This is a genomic window from Fodinibius sp. GM108, assembly GCF_058386985.1.
The window spans coordinates 212,786-230,842 of sequence record NZ_JBYEIR010000001.1 but is presented as its reverse complement, the minus strand read 5'-3'; the positions used below and the strand labels follow the sequence as shown (position 1 = coordinate 230,842).

At 44.4% G+C, this 18,057-nt stretch carries 23 protein-coding genes; all 23 read left to right on the top strand.

What is annotated here, in order from left to right; all coding sequences use genetic code 11:
* The first annotated feature begins 37 nt into the window (after window positions 1-37).
* The 23 genes from ACT3ID_RS01120 (at window position 38) to ACT3ID_RS01010 (ending at window position 18,002) form a co-directional block, all read left to right on the top strand.
* Window positions 38-274, top strand: coding sequence for a heavy-metal-associated domain-containing protein (locus ACT3ID_RS01120; protein ID WP_491540138.1), 237 nt, complete (start codon window positions 38-40; stop codon window positions 272-274).
* A gap of 42 nt (window positions 275-316) precedes the next feature.
* Window positions 317-2,353, top strand: coding sequence for a heavy metal translocating P-type ATPase (locus tag ACT3ID_RS01115; protein ID WP_491540137.1), 2,037 nt, complete (start codon window positions 317-319; stop codon window positions 2,351-2,353).
* 189 nt (window positions 2,354-2,542) lie between these two features.
* Entirely contained in the window at window positions 2,543-3,028 is a 486-nt protein-coding gene (locus tag ACT3ID_RS01110) for a hypothetical protein (RefSeq protein ID WP_491540136.1), read from the top strand.
* A 146-nt stretch (window positions 3,029-3,174) separates the two neighbouring features.
* Window positions 3,175-3,393 (top strand): SHOCT domain-containing protein, encoded by a 219-nt coding sequence (locus ACT3ID_RS01105; RefSeq protein ID WP_491540135.1) that lies wholly within the window; start codon window positions 3,175-3,177, stop codon window positions 3,391-3,393.
* Between the two features lies 1 nt (window position 3,394).
* Window positions 3,395-4,861 carry a multicopper oxidase family protein gene (locus tag ACT3ID_RS01100; protein ID WP_491540134.1) on the top strand — a complete coding sequence of 489 codons (1,467 nt, stop codon included), beginning with the start codon at window positions 3,395-3,397 and terminating at the stop codon, window positions 4,859-4,861.
* Between the two features lie 281 nt (window positions 4,862-5,142).
* A complete protein-coding gene (locus ACT3ID_RS01095) occupies window positions 5,143-6,213 on the top strand; it encodes a DUF2231 domain-containing protein (protein WP_491540133.1) in 1,071 nt (356 codons plus the stop codon).
* An 18-nt stretch (window positions 6,214-6,231) separates the two neighbouring features.
* Window positions 6,232-6,684 carry a nuclear transport factor 2 family protein gene (locus ACT3ID_RS01090; RefSeq protein ID WP_491540132.1) on the top strand — a complete coding sequence of 151 codons (453 nt, stop codon included), beginning with the start codon at window positions 6,232-6,234 and terminating at the stop codon, window positions 6,682-6,684.
* Window positions 6,685-6,772: 88 nt separating this feature from the next.
* The gene (locus ACT3ID_RS01085) at window positions 6,773-7,528 is read left to right on the top strand and encodes a DUF8832 domain-containing protein (protein ID WP_491540131.1); all 756 of its coding nucleotides are present in this window, start codon (window positions 6,773-6,775) and stop codon (window positions 7,526-7,528) included.
* A gap of 81 nt (window positions 7,529-7,609) precedes the next feature.
* On the top strand, window positions 7,610-7,753 hold the full coding sequence (locus ACT3ID_RS01080; RefSeq protein WP_491540130.1) for a hypothetical protein: 144 nt from the start codon (window positions 7,610-7,612) through the stop codon (window positions 7,751-7,753).
* Between the two features lie 53 nt (window positions 7,754-7,806).
* Window positions 7,807-8,268: a MerR family transcriptional regulator gene (locus tag ACT3ID_RS01075; RefSeq protein WP_491540129.1), complete on the top strand. Its 462-nt coding sequence runs from the start codon at window positions 7,807-7,809 to the stop codon at window positions 8,266-8,268.
* On the top strand, window positions 8,265-8,486 hold the full coding sequence (locus ACT3ID_RS01070; RefSeq protein ID WP_491540128.1) for a GDCCVxC domain-containing (seleno)protein: 222 nt from the start codon (window positions 8,265-8,267) through the stop codon (window positions 8,484-8,486). Before ACT3ID_RS01075 ends, ACT3ID_RS01070 begins: the two co-directional genes overlap by 4 nt.
* Before the next feature lie 802 nt (window positions 8,487-9,288).
* On the top strand, window positions 9,289-9,747 hold the full coding sequence (locus ACT3ID_RS01065) for a MerR family transcriptional regulator (RefSeq protein ID WP_491540127.1): 459 nt from the start codon (window positions 9,289-9,291) through the stop codon (window positions 9,745-9,747).
* Window positions 9,748-9,859: 112 nt separating this feature from the next.
* Window positions 9,860-10,240: an ArsR/SmtB family transcription factor gene (locus ACT3ID_RS01060; RefSeq protein WP_491540126.1), complete on the top strand. Its 381-nt coding sequence runs from the start codon at window positions 9,860-9,862 to the stop codon at window positions 10,238-10,240.
* Window positions 10,237-10,851: a mercuric transport protein MerTP gene (merTP, locus tag ACT3ID_RS01055; protein WP_491540125.1), complete on the top strand. Its 615-nt coding sequence runs from the start codon at window positions 10,237-10,239 to the stop codon at window positions 10,849-10,851. Before ACT3ID_RS01060 ends, merTP begins: the two co-directional genes overlap by 4 nt.
* A gap of 83 nt (window positions 10,852-10,934) precedes the next feature.
* Window positions 10,935-12,578, top strand: a complete 1,644-nt coding sequence (merA, locus tag ACT3ID_RS01050) for a mercury(II) reductase (RefSeq protein WP_491540124.1) — start codon at window positions 10,935-10,937, stop codon at window positions 12,576-12,578.
* Between the two features lie 32 nt (window positions 12,579-12,610).
* A complete protein-coding gene (gene merF, locus ACT3ID_RS01045) occupies window positions 12,611-12,859 on the top strand; it encodes a mercury resistance system transport protein MerF (protein ID WP_491540123.1) in 249 nt (82 codons plus the stop codon).
* On the top strand, window positions 12,846-13,076 hold the full coding sequence (locus ACT3ID_RS01040; protein ID WP_491540122.1) for a hypothetical protein: 231 nt from the start codon (window positions 12,846-12,848) through the stop codon (window positions 13,074-13,076). The genes merF and ACT3ID_RS01040 overlap by 14 nt, the downstream gene beginning before the upstream one ends.
* 63 nt (window positions 13,077-13,139) lie before the next feature.
* On the top strand, window positions 13,140-13,895 hold the full coding sequence (locus tag ACT3ID_RS01035; protein WP_491540121.1) for a hypothetical protein: 756 nt from the start codon (window positions 13,140-13,142) through the stop codon (window positions 13,893-13,895).
* 6 nt (window positions 13,896-13,901) lie between these two features.
* Window positions 13,902-15,254 (top strand): dihydrolipoyl dehydrogenase family protein, encoded by a 1,353-nt coding sequence (locus ACT3ID_RS01030; protein WP_491540120.1) that lies wholly within the window; start codon window positions 13,902-13,904, stop codon window positions 15,252-15,254.
* A 376-nt stretch (window positions 15,255-15,630) separates the two neighbouring features.
* Complete coding sequence (locus ACT3ID_RS01025) at window positions 15,631-15,966, top strand: sensor histidine kinase (protein WP_491540119.1); 336 nt, start codon at window positions 15,631-15,633, stop codon at window positions 15,964-15,966.
* A 33-nt stretch (window positions 15,967-15,999) separates the two neighbouring features.
* Complete coding sequence (locus ACT3ID_RS01020) at window positions 16,000-16,248, top strand: response regulator (protein WP_491540118.1); 249 nt, start codon at window positions 16,000-16,002, stop codon at window positions 16,246-16,248.
* Entirely contained in the window at window positions 16,193-16,444 is a 252-nt protein-coding gene (locus ACT3ID_RS01015; protein WP_491540562.1) for a response regulator, read from the top strand. The genes ACT3ID_RS01020 and ACT3ID_RS01015 overlap by 56 nt, the downstream gene beginning before the upstream one ends.
* On the top strand, window positions 16,395-18,002 hold the full coding sequence (locus ACT3ID_RS01010) for a PAS domain-containing sensor histidine kinase (RefSeq protein ID WP_491540117.1): 1,608 nt from the start codon (window positions 16,395-16,397) through the stop codon (window positions 18,000-18,002). The genes ACT3ID_RS01015 and ACT3ID_RS01010 overlap by 50 nt, the downstream gene beginning before the upstream one ends.
* The last annotated feature ends 55 nt before the right edge of the window (window positions 18,003-18,057 follow it).

Sequence of the window (18,057 nt, the reverse complement as noted above, 5' to 3'; positions counted from 1 at the left end):
GAGATAGAAATACATTGAACCTATAAATAAATCTGTTATGAGCACACAACAAGCGACAACTGAACAAAAAACTATAAACATTGGTGGAATGGGATGTGCTGGATGCGCCAACACCATTCGAGATGCACTTGAAAATATGGAGGGAGTAATTGAGGCAGCGGTAGATCTCGAAAGTGATACGGCGACGGTAACATATGATCCTGAAGTTGTCTCATCAGATCATTTCAAAGAGGCAGTTGAAAAAGCGGGCTATGATTTTATAGCTATCAGATAATATTTCTTAATACAATTAATAGTATAATACCGAGGATTCCTCATGAATCACGATCAGCATAAAGATCATACTCATGATCAGTCAGAACAAAATAAAGATTCTGGCCACGATGATCATGAAGAGCATTCGCATCACGACCATCACAAAATGATGGTTGCGGATTTTAAATTCCGTTTTTGGTGGGTGCTTGCGTTAACGATACCCATCATGGCGCTTTCCCCGATGATTCAACACTTTCTGGGGGTGGATTGGCGTTTCGGCGGGGATACATGGATTCTTGCCACACTGTCAACAGTGGTGTATTTCTTTGGCGGATGGCCTTTCCTAACCGGTTTGGTGGATGAGCTCAAAAAGAAACAGCCGGGCATGATGACACTGATTGGTTTGGCTATCTCTATTGCTTACCTCTATAGCACGTCCGTGGTATTCGGCTTTGAGGGTGATCTCCTTTATTGGGAGCTTTCCACATTGGTCGGCATTATGCTATTGGGTCATTGGATAGAAATGAAATCGGTAATGAGTGCTTCTTCCGCGCTAGAAGAGCTGGCTGAACTATTGCCCGGTGAAGCACATCGCGTCAAAGAAGACGGCTCCACCGAAGATATTCCGGTAGAAGAACTTCAACAAGGCGATAAAGTACTTATCAAACCCGGAGAGAAAATCCCAGCTGATGGAAACGTGGTAAAAGGGGAATCGAGCGTAAACGAAGCCATGCTCACCGGCGAATCCAAACCCGTAAATAAAGCCAAAGGGGATGAGGTCATAGGCGGGTCGGTCAATGAAAAAGGATCGCTGACAATCGAAATTTCTAAAACCGGCGATGAATCCTTTTTGTCTCAGGTGATGAACTTGGTGGAGGAAGCTCAACAAAGCAAATCGCGCACCCAGGATCTTGCCAATCGAGCTGCTTTTTGGCTTACAATATTGGCTATTACCGCCGGACTCATAACCTTCGGAGCATGGATATTCTTTACCGGTCAAAGTTTTGATTTTGCTATGAACCGAACGGTAGCCGTGATGGTCATTACCTGTCCACACGCACTGGGACTGGCGATCCCGTTGGTTGTTTCGAGATCGACCAGCATTGCTGCCACAAATGGCTTCCTGATTCGCGACCGTGCCGCTTTTGAACAGGCCCGAAACCTGGACGCCGTTATCTTCGACAAAACCGGAACACTGACCGAGGGAACCTTCAGTGTAACGGATATTCTGAATTTTAATGAACAGTTTTCTGATGAAGAAATTCTGAAATATGCCGCTTCGCTGGAAACCAATTCCGAACATCCGCTGGCCAAAGGAATTCTGGAAAAAGCAGGAGAAACTTGGGAGCCGGAGGAATTTAATTCTATCACCGGGAAAGGAATTGAGGGAAAAGTAAACGGTAAACCGGTTAAAGTGGTGAGCCCAGGTTACATTAGAGAACAAGAAATGGAATATCCGGAAGACGAAGTAGACAACATTTCATCCCAGGGCAAAACAGTTGTTTTTGTGATTATCGATGGCAAACTGACCGGCGCCATTGCATTGGGTGATGAGATTCGGGAGTCTTCCCAAAAAGCCATTCAGGCCCTGCATGAGATGGGCATCGAATGCATTATGCTTACCGGCGACAATCAACAAACTGCTGAATATGTGGCTAGCGAATTAGGCATCGATCAGGTGTTTGCTGAAGTGCTCCCCGATGAAAAAGCAGATAAAGTGAAAGAGGTTCAGCGGCAGGGCAAGAAAGTAGCAATGACGGGCGACGGCGTGAACGATGCCCCGGCCTTAGCACAAGCCGATGTTGGAATTGCGATTGGGGCCGGTTCGGATGTAGCCGTGGAAACCGGTGATATTGTGCTTGTGAAAAGTAATCCCCAAGACGTTACTGCACTGATCAAACTCTCCAAAGCTACCTATAGAAAAATGGTGCAGAACCTGTGGTGGGCATCAGGCTATAATATTGGAGCGATCCCACTGGCTGCCGGGGCGTTATACACATTTGGGATCATATTAAGTCCTGCGTTAGGAGCGATTCTGATGTCGCTAAGCACAGTGATTGTAGCTATCAATGCTCGTTTTCTTGAGATAGCGAATTAACAACTTGTTGGTATAACAAAAAAAGAAATACAACAAAGCTGACTCAAAGTAGCAATAACCATCAATGGCATGAATAATGCAGTCGCCACTATTAATTCGCATACAATTTAAGATTGCTTTAAGGATCTTGGTTGTATCTTGAGACAGATAGATAAATTTCAAAAAGCACAAACTACAAAGGTGACTACTATGAAACGATTAACAATGATTCTATCCTTCATGCTACTCTTTACAACTATGGGTACGGCCCAGCAAAAGCAGGGAGACATGACACAAAAAAGGCAACAAATGATGGAGATGATGCAAGACTCCACCATGCGTGCCATGATGATGGAACATATGGCCCAGAATCCCCAGATGCGCCACCAAATGATGCAGCAGATGATGGGTTCGATAAACATGGACAGTACCATGATGATGGGCAATATGAAGAAGATGATGGATAATCCTCAGATGAAAGAGCGTATGCAAAAACACATGAACATGATGCAGTCCATGATGCAAGATGGAGAAATGGACCACTCTAAAATGATGGAGATGATGGGTGATTCATCCATGATGAAAATGCATATGATGTGCATGCAAATGATGCAGGGCAACATGATGGATGGAAAAGGAATGATGAATAAAAAAGGCGGCATGAAAGGCAAGAGCCACGAGCAACATCACAATTGATCATGATTACACGAAATACCCATTAAGCTACGGCTTAAAGTAAGAGTTTCACCGGACCCGCACATGTAATGCTTGGCGGTGTTATTATGTGGTTTAATCGGACTATTCAATTACTTTTAATCAATACAAATTAACGGGAAAGAAATATGCATGATTTTAATTTCTTTGGAGGGGGATGGATGATGTTTGTCTGGTGGTTTTTAATTATCGCACTGGTCGTATTTGCTATTCGGGCGGTTATGAACGCTGGTCAATCTAGTCACCGTAAAGAAACACCAATGGAAATCCTTAAACGCCGGTATGCTGAGGGCGAAATTGATGAAGAAGAATTCCACAGGCGGAAACAAGAATTACAAAACAACTGAAATGGATAGAAAAGCGTTCTTAAAGTATACTGGTGCCGGTGCTGGTTTCTTATTGACTCCTTCTGTTATTACCTCCTGTATGAATGCCAGTAGTAATGAATCGGATATCTATCGCTATCCCCTACAATTTCCCGATCCCCTGGACAGTGATCAGCTTCGGGCTTTTCGCGACGATCTTACGATTGCTGAACAATATACGTTAGACTCCCTTCAGTTTAATGGAAGCCTGCCAGGTCCGACTGTTCGCATTGAAAGAGGAGAGCAATTCCAGGTTCAGTTTCAAAACGACATTGGGCAGGAAAGCATTATCCACTGGCATGGTGTGATCGTACCTCCCGATATGGACGGTCATCCCAAAGACGTTATTTCGGAAGGCAGCTATTCCTATAATTTCACAATCAATCAGCGAGCCGGGACGTATTGGTATCATCCACATCCCCACAAAATTACAGGCCCACAGGTATATCGAGGCTTAGCGGGATTTTTCATTGTAACAGACGATGAAGAGCAGGCATTAAATCTGCCATCCGGGGATTATGAACTACCGCTGGTCATCCAGGATCGTAAAATAGATGACGCTGGCAATATTTACTATAATCCTTCTATGCCGGAGCGTATGATGACCGGCTATTTAGGGGATCATATTTTGGTGAATGGCATTCCCAATCCCTATCACCAGGTGAAGCCACGCCCCTACCGGTTGCGATTACTCAATGGCTCAAATGCCCGAATCTATAATATCGCTTTTCGCAACGAGCAATCGTTTACGGTGATTGGCTCCGACGGTGGACTTTTACCTCAGCCCGTAGAAACTAAAGAACTCCTACTGGCTCCCGGGGAACGTGCGGATCTGTTGGTGGATTTTTCCAATGGGTTTTCTGGCAGTTCTGCGGAATTAATCAGCAAGGAATTTTCGGTCCCTTCAAACGGTGGCATGATGGGCAATATGTCGCAAATGATGGGAGGTGGTGGGCCAGATCAAGGCAGCGAATTTCCACTGATGGAGTTCCGCATAAATAAAAACTCCAGCACCTCCGGCCCTATCGATCTTCCCCAACAACTTTCTGAGGTTAATTTCCCAACTGAAGATGACGCCGTACGCACCCGAAGAATAGAATTAAACATGGAAATGATGACTGGCCATACCATAAATGGACGTCTTTTTGAAATGCTTCGGGTAGATGAAGAAGTAAGCCAGGGAGATACAGAAATATGGGAGTTCGTAAACAACTCCGCCGTCCCTCATCCCATGCATATTCACGCGGTGCAATTTAAGGTACTAAGCCGCAGCGGAAGCCGGGGCCTGCTCCCAACCGAGACCGGGTGGAAAGATACCACCCTAGTTATGCCGGGTGAACGAGTTAGAGTCATTATGCGGTTCGATGCTCCCAAAGGATTATATGTATTTCACTGCCATAATCTTGAACATGAAGATGCAGGGATGATGGCGAACCTGGAGATCACCTAAGTAATAATAAATCAATAATTTGAATTGATTATTGACCATAAATGGAAACTTTTATTCAATCTTTTGACCAACTAGCTTTAGTTGAACAAGATTTCCCTAGAATCCCAGTTGGTTGACCTAGCAAAACAAACGCTATCTCAAAGATCATAAAATGAAGTTAATGGATATAGAAAGTGGTGGAATAGTTAAGAAAATCGCTTTACCACTTTTATCATTATTGACGTTTTAGGATTTTCGCATTCGCTTATATGCAACTGTTATAATTAATAGAAACTCTTGTCATGGAATTGATTCCTGAATGGGCACCTAACATACACCCGATCCTTGTTCACTTTCCCATCGCCATTATTCTACTGGCTGTGTTGATGGACTTGCTAAACTTTTTTCTACCCGATAAATGGTGGGATGATCTAACGTCTACCATCCTGTATAGTATTGGTGCAATATCAGGTATTGCCGCTTACTATACTGGGACCCTTGCGGCCGACAGCGTATTCTTGCCATCTGGAGCGCAGTCGGTCTTAAATGAACATGCTGACTGGGCTCTGTGGACCGTCTGGTTCTTTGGAATTTATGCCCTGCTAAGGATTCTGCTCCACTGGTATCAAAAAATGAATCAGCAGACCATTCGAATCGGCCTGTTTGTCCTCGCCTTACCTGGAATATTCTTCCTTTATAAAACAGGCGATCACGGCGCCGAAATGGTATTTGGTTATGGAGCGGGTACCGGTCAGCTAGTAGAGCAGCAAAGCAATACCTCCATCTCTACGGATAGTTTGCAACAAGATGAATCAACATTTAACGTCAGTGATAATGGCAACTGGTCGTGGAAGATCGGTTCGAATGGGGTAAGCACCTTGCTTTCTGGGTTCCAGTGGCTGGAAGGTTCTGCCCCGGAACTACAGCCAACCGTTGTTAAAAACGGCAATAATCACCTGCTTAGGATATCGGCTGACTCTACCACGAATTTCTTTGTAGGAAAGGACTCATTTCAAAACGTGCAGGTCGATTACTACCTGAATCTGTCTGATTTCAATGGAGAGATCTCGCTCGTCAACCATGTGCAAGATGCCCAAAATTATGACTATGTAACGCTCTCTTCTGAGGGCACCATATCCCAGGGACGGGTCAGCGAAGGTAACCGTGAAGTCTTTGCTGAAGAATCTTATTCAGCCTCAGGAATGCTGTTTATTCGTACCGTCGGTAACGGCACTCACTTCCGGGGCTATATTAACAAAGAGATGGCGATCCATGGACATGGTGATGCCCCCGAGGCTGGAAGTGTAGGGCTTCGGATAAATGGAAGTGGAACCATACTTATTGATCGAATGACCTTAACGCAACTCAATTAATCATTTTAAAACTATATTATGTTTACACGAATATCATTAACTGCAGTTTGTCTGTTTATAATTGGAACATCCATTGCTATAGGACAAGATTCTCCTACAGAGAAAAATGTAATTAAGACGCTTGATGCATTCCACCAAGCTATTATTGATAATGACAGCCAGGCAGCCCAAAACCTACTATCAGAATCAGTACGAATCCTGGAAGGTGGGAATATCGAAACTAAGGATGAATATTTGTCTCATCACTTTCATTCTGATGGGAAATACCTGAGTGCTATGAAACGGGAAGTTGAATCACGAAATGTTACTATTGAAGGCAATACTGCCTGGGTCTCAACTCTAACCCATACCTGGGGCACCTATAGCGATAGAAAATTAGATCTTAACAGTCTCGAACTGGCTGTTCTTAAGAAAGAAGGAAAAAACTGGAAAATCACCGCGCTTCACTGGTCGTCACGAAGTAAAAATTAAATATCATCAACTTAATATACTTTCCATATAGATAGCAGCGTTTTTTCCTTATAACAAACGGGAATTAACGTTATAAAGAGAGGGAAAATTGGAAAAGAAAATAAAGGCCGAGCTCAGAACAAATCCATCTGTAGCTAAGGCCAATAAACCTGTAGAACTTATTGTAACTGTCAGAGATAGCGATGGGTCAGTTTTACGTGACTTTGTACTCAGTCATGAAAGGCTCATGCATTTCCTTCTGGTATCTAATGATCTGCAAAATTTTGATCATCTGCATCCAAAACAAAACCGAGATGGGAGTTTTAGTGTAACACATACGTTTCAGTACGGCGGAAATTACTGGCTATACGCTGATTTTGTCCCGTCTCATGAAATAGGGCCTTCGATTGAACGTTTTGACCTTTGGGTAAAAGGGGACAAGTCATCGGACCAAGAACTGAAAAGTGAGACTAACAAAACCGGCAAAGCAGATGGTTTGGTTGTATCCTTAAAACACGACATGCCCTTACATCCCAAAAAGGAAATGCAACTTTCCATGCTCGTGACTGAAGAACAAACAGGAAAACCTGTCAAAGACCTCCAACCTTATTTAGGAGCCTTAGCTCATATTGTAATTATCAGCCAAGACGGTTCTGAATTTCTTCATACCCATCCCATAGAACATGCTATGGCGGATCACGGGCACCAGTCACACTCCAAACACACTGCTAGTCATCAAGAAACAGACTACCAAATAGGGGCATTAACTCAATTTCCAAATTCCGGAATCTATAAAATGTGGGTACAACTCCAACGGAGTAATAAAGTGATTACTGTGCCCTTTGTTTTAAATGTGAACGATTAAAAAAAGTTCTTGACTCTGGACCATGGTACAGGGCTTATATTACAGATGAATTACATTCTGTAATAATAAGGAGGTATTGTTATGCCACTCAAAAAAGGAGAAGTTTACCGGTGTCCCGATGAAAGTTGTGGTTGTGAAGTTACCGTAACCAAAGGGGCGCCCAGCGACTGCTCGGGCACTCAAAACCCGACCTGTTGCTGTAGTAAAACAATGGTTAAGAAATAATTTTATTCTAGGACACCATCACTTTAAAGTGATGGTATCTAAGCCGGAGATCTATGAGAGAAGATATGGACGAAAAGTACGACGGCATCGTCACCTATAAGATCGGAGAGGTAGCCAGCCGGGCCAATGTCAACAAGGAAACAGTACGCTACTATGAAAAACGAAAACTCATTCCTAAACCGGATCGCCGCCGGTCGGGTTACCGTATTTTTACCAAACGACATATTGACCAGATTAAGTTTATTAAACGAGCTCAAGAGCTGGGTTTTACGCTCAGTGAGATTAAAGAGCTTCTTGAGCTACGATTGGATGAAGAGTCATCTTGCTCCGAAATCAAGGAAGAGGCACAGCAAAAGTATCAGGATGTCTCAGAGAAAATTGATGATCTACTACGTATCAAAGAAACATTGACCAATCTTATTGATTCCTGTTCTAAAGATAGGCCGATCAGAGATTGCCCTATTCTTGAAGCTTTAGAAGGAAAGAATAATACCGGAAAGCAACTTAGAAAATGAATAACGCTGACCGAAAAATTAAACTTCAATCAACAATCACTTGTCCAAATTGTGGACATGAGTCTATAGAGACAATGCCAACCGACTCCTGCCAGTATTTTTGGGAGTGTTCAAATTGTGGTGAGATTCTCAAACCCCAAAAGAGAGATTGTTGTGTGTTTTGCTCATATGGTGATATCCCATGTCCCCCTGTTCAAAAAGAGAAATCCTGCTGTTAATCAGTAAATTGATTCGAATAAATAGCCTGTAACCTTTCGGGAAACCTTTTCCCACACTTCCCCTTCGGTACTACAAAAAGTACTACATGAAATTCCAAAATCGCGGCTCATTTCACGCACAGGAATATATCGCATAGATTACGGATCAGGGGGCAACTATATCCAATGAATAGTTTTCACAGCTTTCCTACTCGTTGTTACACATGATGTAACATGACACCTCAAAATCAACCTCTATGAATCATAAAGCCATATATCAGTTTGGTTTCGGATCTGAAAGTTGTGGGTTCGAGTCCTACCGGGCGTACTCAAGTAAAGTGCCCGTCATATTTTGGCGGGCACTTTTTATTTTAGTTTCATTTTATCCTAACTGGGAAAGCTCATCTTTTCTCCATCCTGATGTAACAAATGATGGTACACCATAATGGGGTAATTAGTAAAAACTGCATTTTCAGAAATTAAAAATTTAAAAAATACTCGATTTGACTCTCGACCATGGTACAGGGCTTATATTGTAGGTGAATTACATTCTGTTAATCTGTTAATAAAAAGGAGGAATTGTTATGCCACTCCAAAAAGGAAAAGTTTATCAGTGTCCAGACAACAATTGTGGATGTGAGATCACCGTAACAAAAGGAGCACCCAGCGACTGCTCGGGAACACAAAAACCGACCTGTTGCTGTGGTAAAACTATGATAAAGAAAAGCTAACCTTGATTAATCCAGGGCTAATGCCCTGGATTTTTAAATAAACAGGATTGTCAAACACGCAATTCAGTATTATAGGATGAGAACAACATATTATGTTTGAAGATATGGAAGAAAAGTACGACGGCGTTACTACCTTCAAGATCGGTGAAGTGGCCAGTCGTGCCGAGGTCAACAAAGAGACCGTCCGCTATTATGAAAAACGAAACCTCATTCCCGAACCTGACCGAAGGCGATCGGGCTACCGGATTTTCACAAAGCGTCATATTGATCAGATCAAATTCATCAAACGAGCACAGGAACTGGGCTTCACACTCAGTGAAATACAGGAACTGCTGAATCTGCGGATGGATGAGGACACCACTTGTTCAGAGATCAAAAGTGAGGCGCAAGAAAAATACCAAGATGTCGTTGAGAAAATCGAAGATCTACAGCGAATTAAGGGGACCCTGCTTGAGCTGATCGACTCATGCGCGGGGGAAGGACCGAAAGGTGATTGCCCAATCTTGAGCGCCCTGGAAGGCGAAAGTAAGACAGGGGAGAACCTAAGATAATCATGTAAAATCCGCGTTGCTCTAAAAGAGGTCTTTATTTAAGTATTTAATTAAATAATATATTTCTTATATTCGTGTTGTATTAATGAAACACAACTAACCCCCAACAATCATGAGTAAACAAGAATGTATTCGTGAGGTCGCTGACCTCAATCAGATCAACCGGTGCATTGAGTCCCTGGACGAAGTAGAAGAATCTATTGACCGGTTAACTGATATTCTGAAACTGGCGGCCAATGACGTACGCCTGAAGATCCTTTACCTGCTTAGTAAGGAGGATGAGCTTTGTCCCTGTGACTTGAGTGATATCCTGGACATGAGCGTCCCTGCCGTCTCCCAACACCTGCGTAAGCTTAAAGATGGTGGACTGGTGGAAACCGAGCGGGACGGCCAAACGATCTTTTACTCGCTCAACCCACTGTTTAACGAAATTCTTTCTCCCAATTTTAATCAACTCAAGGACAATAATATTTTGGAGGTATTAGCCGCATGAAAAATCAACAAAATAACAACTCTGACACAAAATGGATGGGTGCAGGTATGATCGCTGCTTTTACAGCATCCCTGTGCTGTGTAACTCCCGTGTTCGCATTTCTGGCAGGTATCAGTGGTGCAGCTTCCACCTTTTCCTGGATAGAGCCCTTCCGCCCCTACCTGATTGGACTTACGGCACTGCTGCTGGGCTTTGCCTGGTATCAAAAGCTCAAGCCGCAATGGGATCCCGAATGTGCCTGTGAAGAAAACCCCTCCTTCTGGAATACTAAGGGTTTTCTGGGCGTGATAACCATACTGGCTGCTGTGATGCTGGCTTTCCCGTATTATTCCGATGCGTTTTACCCAAAACAAAACAACCAGCAAGTAGTGTACGTAAATGAAAGCCAGGTGCAAACCATTACCCTGAATATTGAGGGCATGACCTGCACGGGCTGTGAAGCCACCGTAAAAAATGCTGCAGGCAGTATAGATGGCGTACTTGAAGCGGATGCTTCCTATGATACCGGACAGGCAACCGTCAAATACGATCAGAGCAAGACTAGCCGGGAAGCAATTATTGCTGCTATTAATAAGACCGGATTTACGGTAGCCGAGAAGCAGGCCAATTAGCAGTAGCCGTATTACCTGATTTGACCATAACCGAGCATTTTATTTTATCATTAATTTAAGAATTTTCTTAAATAATAAATATTATGAAAGAACAAACTCTAAAAGTATCCATTAGCGGCATGACCTGCGACGGTTGTGCCCGAACCGTGGCCAACCAATTCAACGACAAAGAGGGGGTGCTGGATAAAACCGTCAGCTACCCTGACGAAAAAGCCGAGATCACCTACAATCCGGAAAAGATTACCAAAGATGACATTATCGATGCCATTAACGCCACGGGACACTACAAAGTGACCGGCGAAATCGGTCCTTCTGAAAATGGTCAAAACCGGTATTCGCTGGTCATTATCGGCGGGGGGTCGACCGCTTTTGCCGCGGCCATCAAGGCCAGCGAGCTGGGCGGCACCGCCCTCATCATCAACAAAGGACTACCGACCGGCGGCACCTGCGTGAACGTAGGATGCGTGCCATCTAAGACCCTGATCCGCACCGCCGAAGCTCACCACCGGGCAAAGAATCCCGGCTTTGAAGGTATCGAGAGCCAAAGCCGTATTGTCGATTTCAAGAAGATCATCGACCAGAAACGGAAGATGGTTCAGGATCTGCGCCAGCAAAAGTATATCGACGTGATCAAGGACGATCCCAACATCACCCTGTTGGAAGAACGGGGGACCCTGGTTGACGAACATACCGTCGAGGCAGGTGGCGAAACGTACCATGCCGATAGCATTCTGATCGCTACCGGGGCATCCACTTTTGTCCCGGACATGCCGGGACTGGATGAGACCGGCTACCTGACCAACGAAACCGCCTACGAGCTGGAAGAACTCCCCGAACGTCTGATTGTCTTCGGCGGTGGCTATATCGCCCTGGAAAATGCTCAGCTCTTTGCCCGGCTGGGATCGAAGGTGACCATCGTGCAACGCTCGGCGCACGTGCTCAGCGATCAGCCCGAAGAACTGGCACAGGGCCTGACCGGATACCTGGAAGACGAAGGCATCACCGTGCTGACAAACACTGATATCCAAGAAGTCAAATCAACGGGTAATGAGAAAGTAGTAAAACTGACCGTGGACGGCGAAGAAACCACGCTCAAGGCCACGCACCTGCTGGTCGCCACTGGGCGGCAAGGCAATACAGAAGGCCTCGGACTTGAACAGGTCGACATCAACACGGTCGGCCGCGGCTACCTGTCCGTGGACGAAACCATGCGCAGCTCCGTTCCCAATATTTTTGCCGCAGGCGACATAACCGGCAAGCATCAATTTGTCTATACCGCCGCCTACGAAGGCAACCTGGCTGCCAAAAATGCCCTGCGTGGGGCTTCCCGAAAAGCCGACTATTCGGTGCTGCCCTGGGTGATCTTTACCGATCCCCAAGTAGCTGGTATCGGCATGGACGAGCTGCAGGCGCAGGAAGCCGGTATTGAGTACGATACAGCTAAACTCATGCTGGATAATGTGCCCCGCTCCATTGCCGCCCGTGACACCCGTGGTTTCATCAAGCTGATCCGCAACAAGGAAACCGACCAGCTGGTGGGCGCTCGCATCCTGGCGCCCGAAGGCTCGGAGCTGCTGATGGAACTGGCCCTGGCCATGCGTCACGGCGTAACGGTTAAATCACTTATTTCGGAATTCCACCCGTACCTGACGCTCTCGGAGGGCATTAAACTTGCCGCCCTCACCTTCGACAAAGACGTTAAGAAACTGAGTTGCTGTGCCGTTTAATTAAACTCAAAGTAAATAAATCATACAAGATTATGTCTCGATTCGATTTCCTGAAAAACAGGTATGCCCAAGTCGGCTTCTGGGGTACCCTGGTTGCCGCCTTATGTTGTTTTACGCCAATATTGGTATGGGGATTTGCTGCTGTCGGACTAGCCACCTTTACCGCCTACCTGGACTATGTACTGCTGCCGGTTCTCTTTATTTCCCTGGCACTTTTGTTATTTGGATATAATCAGTACCAAAAAAATAAAACGTTAAAGCAAAAAGTTGGAGAAGACTGATCACACGAATAACAATCAAAATAACTGGTCGGATGCCTGGCCAGCGCTGATACTTCTCCTGCTGCATGCTATCTGTTGTATTGGAGTTGCCTTGCTCGTATTGCTGGGAGGTATAAGTTTGTCGGCACTTCTGGCCTACACAGGATTTTGGCTTGCGGCCGCAGCGGTTGTGTTAATCTCTTTCATTGGATATTGGTTTTTCAAACGAAACAAATAATCGGGGAAACCCACGAATTCCAACAAGAAACCGCATTTTAACTTTAAAATCACAGAGCCAACTATGAATACTTCACCGAAAGACACCAAGCGCTCGCTTCTCATCCTGCTGGCATTGTTCTTCGGCGGAGCCGTACCCATCCAACTGGTGACGCTCTCGACCGGTTATGCCCAGTTTGTGATGGGGAAAATCAAAGGACCGGAGATGATCGTGACGGCGCACCAGTTTGCCAGCGGATATATTCCATTTGTCTATATTCCGGCTATTCTGGGATTAATTGTTATAGCGTGGTACTGTAAAAAACACTATCCGGATATCTATCGGCGCATTGTGGTCGGTTTCGGAATTGGAGCACTGGCTACGGTAGGGTTAGACTTTTTCCGGCAAATGGCAGTCATCTACCAATGGCTTCCCGGTGATACACCTCAAATGTTCGGCATGATTGCTACCGGCAGCAAGAATTTTGCCTGGTACTACTCGGTCGGCTTCTTCATCCACTTCCTAAATGGCGCCAACTTCGGATTGATTTATGCTTTTATGTGGGGCAAACGACCCAGCTACAAAAGCGCCATCGGTTGGGCTGTGGCCTGGCTTACGGTTGTTGAGGTCGGCATGATGACCCTGCCCCCCATGGAGCCGATGGTCGGACCCTTCGGCATTAACTATGCCTGGCCCCAACTCTTCCTGATTACCCTGGCCGCGCATATTGCTTTTGGGATAATACTGGGTATTGGCGTGCAGTACTTTCTGAAGACACAAGACAAACGGTGGTTCGGACCTTTTTTGTTGGATAAATCAATAGACAGTCAAAATAAATAAGCAACTATGGCAACATCTAATTTCGACCTCATCGTTATCGGAACCGGATCAGGCGGCTCAACGGCTGCCGGTAAATGTGCTAAAGCAGGCTGGGATGTCGCCCAGATCGACTCGCGCCCCTTCGGGGGCACCTGTGCCCGCCGGGGCTGCGACCCCAAAAAAGTGCTGGTCGGTGCCGCCGAACTGATCGACTGGAATCACCGGATGAACGGGCACGGAATTTCCGGTACGTCAGAGATCGATTGGAAGGAGCTGATGGCCTTCAAACGCACCTTTACCAAGCCCGTTCCGGAAAACCGGGAAAAGGGTATGAAGAAGGCAGGCATTACTCCTATCCACGGTCGAGCATCTTTTGTTGATGAAGAAACCATCGAAGTAAATGGCGAAACACTGAAAGCCAAAAACTTTGTAGTCGCCGCCGGAGCCAAACCAGCTCCTATCCCCATTGACGGTTTTGAACATCTCATCACCAGCACTGAGTTTCTGGAGTTGGAGGAGCTCCCTGAGACCATCGTGTTCGTTGGTGGTGGGTTTATCTCGTTTGAGTTTGCCGATATTGCAGCACGAGCCGGAAGCAAGGTCCATATTGTGCACCGCGGGGAGCGTCCGCTCGAAAACTTCGAAGCAGATATGGTTGATATCGCACTCAAAAAAACTGAAGAGTTAGGGATACGTGTTCACTTGAATTCTGAAGTGCAGTCGGTAGCGCAAGCCGACAACGGCTTTACCGTTACTGCTAAAACGGATATAGAAACACAGAATATAACAGGTGATTTAGTTGTACATGGCGCCGGTCGTATTCCCGACATCGATGACATGAACCTTGAAAGGGGAAATATAGAACGGACTACAAAGGGAATTATCGTCAACGACTTTCTGCAGAGCCCTAGTAACCCCCGGGTGTATGCCGCCGGGGACGCCGCCGACACCAACGGTCTGCCCTTAACCCCGGTGGCTGGTTTTGAATCGCATATTGTTGCTTCAAATCTGCTGGATGGAAATCATAGGGAAGCAGAATACCCGGCCCAACCCACCGTCGTGTTTACCGTACCACCTCTGGCGATGGTCGGGTTGACCGAACAACAGGCTCGGGAAGCAGGTCATGTAATACAGGTTAACTTCAAGAAAACAGGCGAATGGTATTCCTACCGGCGAACCAACGAAAAGCCTGCCGCTTTTAAAACCATCATCAACAAGAATAACGGACAACTTTTAGGGGCGCACGTGCTGGGCAGCAAATCCGAGGAAATCATCAACCTGTTTGCCATGGCCATGAACCAAAACCTGAAAGCAACAGCACTGAAAAAGATGGTCTATGCTTATCCGTCCCATGCTTCCGATATTCCGTATATGATATAGCTGCATCAACTCGCCATTAGCCCATGACTATTGCGAATAGATTAGTTAGTCTGGAATAAAGCCATTACCTATAATCTCCACCATATACATTATGTAGTTCTTTTATATACAAGTTTTGTTACCTAGGACAAATAAGATTAAATAGAAATGAATTGCCTTCCCAGCTTTCATATAAGTTGTTACATATGATGTAACATGCCATCCTAAAATCAACCTCTATGAATCATTAAGCTATATATCAGTTTGGCTTCGGATCAGAAGGCTGAGGGTTCGAATCCTTCCGGGCGTACACCTCTAAAACAGTACATAAACCCCGCTTATTATTGATAGGCGGGGTTTTTTGTTGGTATTTGACCCATCGTTCTGCCCCTTCTCCATGAATTATTTTCACAATGTATTGTTACGGAACCTTTTATCCAATGCTATAAAGTTTTCTAAGGATCAGGACCACCCTACCATTGTAGTTGGATCAACAGAAAAAGATGAAACCCTCATTTATTTTATAAAAGATAACGGAGTAGGTTTTGATCCCGCCCATTCCTCAAAATTATTCAAAGCCTTCAATCGCCTGCATACTCAAAAAGAGTTTGACGGTACCGGCTTAGGCTTGGCCATAACGAAACGTATTGTCAATCTTCATGGTGGTGAAATTTGGGCAGAAAGTTCACCGGGGGAAGGAGCAACATTCTATTTTTCGCTGCCTCGATATTAACCAGTAAAATTTAAATTTATAAGCATTATAGTAATGTCAGAACCCTATATATTTCTAGTAGAAGATAATCCTGATGATATAGAACTCACAAAGTTGGCCTTTAAGAAAAATAATTTTGCCAATGAAATTATTGTCGTCGAAGATGGTCAAGAGGCGGTAGATTTTTTGTTAGATGACGAGGACGGCGGGGCATCTAGTCGAGGATATCCTACCGTCATCTTATTAGATTTACAATTACCAAAACTTAACGACACACGAAGTACTCAAAAGGATAAAAAATAATGAGGAGACCAAGCGCATACCGGTTGTTATTTTAACTTCTTCTAAAGAGGAAGAAGATATCCTAAAGGTCTATGAGCTTGGCGCTAACAGTTATGTCCGCAAACCGGTCAATTACCAAAATTTTGTTGAGGTCGTAAATAACATTGGTGTGTATTGGCTGGCTATTAATCAACCCAGCAATGAAACTACTCAATAAATCACGTTACAAGTTATCCCTAAACTCCATACTAATGGCGAATAGCTATAACATATTAGTTATTGAAGACAGTGACGCCGATGCGGAACTTATCCAATTACAACTGCAAAAGTTGGATATACCTATTAACATATCAGTATTACACCGCAAAGAGGAGATATTCTCTGGCTTACAAGACTCTACGTACGACCTCATTATCTGCGACTATAACCTGCCCAAGTTAAACGGCATGGAAGTTCTGAAAAAAGTCAGTGAAATAGACAGACGTTTGCCCTTTATACTAATATCTGGCTATATCGGGGAAGAAAAAGCGGTTGATGCCATGATTGAAGGAGCTGCGGATTATGTATTAAAAGATAATTTAGCCAGGCTGGGACCAGCCGTAGAAAGAGAGCTCACGCATGCCAGGCAACGACATCTGACAGAAGAGGAACTCGATAAGTTATCTATGGTTGCCCGGAAAACTCAGGATGGGGTAATTATTATGAATCCTGACCTACAGGTTGAATGGGTTAATGAAGGATTTACAGAGATCACTGGGTATTCTTTATCTGATATTAAGGGGCAAAAACCGACAAGCTTTTTACATGGGCCAGATACAAGTAATGATACAGAAGCACAAATTGGGAAAAAACTACGAAATAAGAAGCCCTTTAAGGGGGAAGTTTTATACTACACCAAAAATAATAATGAGTTTTGGAACGAGATTGAAGTCATCCCGGTCTTTGATGAAGATAAAGAAGTAAAATATCATTTTTCTATTCTAAAAGACATTACCGAACAGAAATTGGGGCAACTTCTTGGAGACGTTAATGAGATGGCTCGCATTGGTGGATGGGAAATAGATATAATTGAGAAATCGGTTAATTGGACCTCCTATACCAAGCAACTTTTGGGCGTACGCCCAGATTTTGAACCAGACCCTGAAACGGCTATCAATTTTTTTAAAGAAGGGAAAGACCAAGAACAATTCGAGCAGGTTATTAATGAAGCAATTGAAGATGGGAGTTCTTACGACCTGGAATTGAAAACTGTAATAGCAAATGGGGAAGAGCTCTGGGTTCGACATAAACTAAAGGTAGGGATGGCTCGGATACAAACCATCGCAGACATACATGAGTTACTGTATCAATCAGATAGTTTTGCCCGATTGAACTTTGATGAAAACCTGAAAAATCTCCTTTCTAAAATTAGAGATACCTTTAAAGTTGATTCACAAATTGACATTGATTTAAATCTGGATCCGGTGCAGTTAAATGTTAATCAAGCTATTCCCTGTTCATTAATTATAAACGAGGTTTTTACAAATGCTTTAAAACATGGGTATCCAAATGGCAAGAACGGATCTGTGCTGGTAAGCCTAAAGGAAGAGGATGAAAAAGTTGAGATATATGTTAAAGATGATGGAGTAGGACTACCAGAAAATATTGACCCCAAAAGCTCATCTCTCGGTTATCAACTAATAAAAACATTGACAAACAGCTTAAAGCTGAAAGCAAATACCAGCCTTATTCTCAAGGTACAGAGTTTAAACTTCAGTTTAACAAAGAATAAGTAAAAGTATAGGATGCACTCATCCCCGAAAACGTAATCACTTGTAAATAGCAGTTAAG

Excerpts from the sequence above, each read along its gene's own strand:
- ACT3ID_RS01030 (WP_491540120.1), top strand. The coding sequence starts at position 13,902 with ATGGCAACATCTAATTTCGACCTCATCGTTATCGGAACCGGATCAGGC.
- ACT3ID_RS01070 (WP_491540128.1), top strand. The coding sequence starts at position 8,265 with ATGAATAACGCTGACCGAAAAATTAAACTTCAATCAACAATCACTTGT.
- merTP (WP_491540125.1), top strand. The coding sequence starts at position 10,237 with ATGAAAAATCAACAAAATAACAACTCTGACACAAAATGGATGGGTGCA.
- merA (WP_491540124.1), top strand. The coding sequence starts at position 10,935 with ATGAAAGAACAAACTCTAAAAGTATCCATTAGCGGCATGACCTGCGAC.
- ACT3ID_RS01020 (WP_491540118.1), top strand. The coding sequence starts at position 16,000 with ATGTCAGAACCCTATATATTTCTAGTAGAAGATAATCCTGATGATATA.
- ACT3ID_RS01060 (WP_491540126.1), top strand. The coding sequence starts at position 9,860 with ATGAGTAAACAAGAATGTATTCGTGAGGTCGCTGACCTCAATCAGATC.
- ACT3ID_RS01100 (WP_491540134.1), top strand. The coding sequence starts at position 3,395 with ATGGATAGAAAAGCGTTCTTAAAGTATACTGGTGCCGGTGCTGGTTTC.
- ACT3ID_RS01080 (WP_491540130.1), top strand. The coding sequence starts at position 7,610 with ATGCCACTCAAAAAAGGAGAAGTTTACCGGTGTCCCGATGAAAGTTGT.
- ACT3ID_RS01090 (WP_491540132.1), top strand. The coding sequence starts at position 6,232 with ATGTTTACACGAATATCATTAACTGCAGTTTGTCTGTTTATAATTGGA.
- ACT3ID_RS01075 (WP_491540129.1), top strand. The coding sequence starts at position 7,807 with ATGAGAGAAGATATGGACGAAAAGTACGACGGCATCGTCACCTATAAG.
- ACT3ID_RS01120 (WP_491540138.1), top strand. The coding sequence starts at position 38 with ATGAGCACACAACAAGCGACAACTGAACAAAAAACTATAAACATTGGT.
- merF (WP_491540123.1), top strand. The coding sequence starts at position 12,611 with ATGTCTCGATTCGATTTCCTGAAAAACAGGTATGCCCAAGTCGGCTTC.
- ACT3ID_RS01095 (WP_491540133.1), top strand. The coding sequence starts at position 5,143 with ATGGAATTGATTCCTGAATGGGCACCTAACATACACCCGATCCTTGTT.
- ACT3ID_RS01110 (WP_491540136.1), top strand. The coding sequence starts at position 2,543 with ATGAAACGATTAACAATGATTCTATCCTTCATGCTACTCTTTACAACT.
- ACT3ID_RS01025 (WP_491540119.1), top strand. The coding sequence starts at position 15,631 with ATGAATTATTTTCACAATGTATTGTTACGGAACCTTTTATCCAATGCT.
- ACT3ID_RS01065 (WP_491540127.1), top strand. The coding sequence starts at position 9,289 with ATGTTTGAAGATATGGAAGAAAAGTACGACGGCGTTACTACCTTCAAG.
- ACT3ID_RS01105 (WP_491540135.1), top strand. The coding sequence starts at position 3,175 with ATGCATGATTTTAATTTCTTTGGAGGGGGATGGATGATGTTTGTCTGG.
- ACT3ID_RS01035 (WP_491540121.1), top strand. The coding sequence starts at position 13,140 with ATGAATACTTCACCGAAAGACACCAAGCGCTCGCTTCTCATCCTGCTG.
- ACT3ID_RS01115 (WP_491540137.1), top strand. The coding sequence starts at position 317 with ATGAATCACGATCAGCATAAAGATCATACTCATGATCAGTCAGAACAA.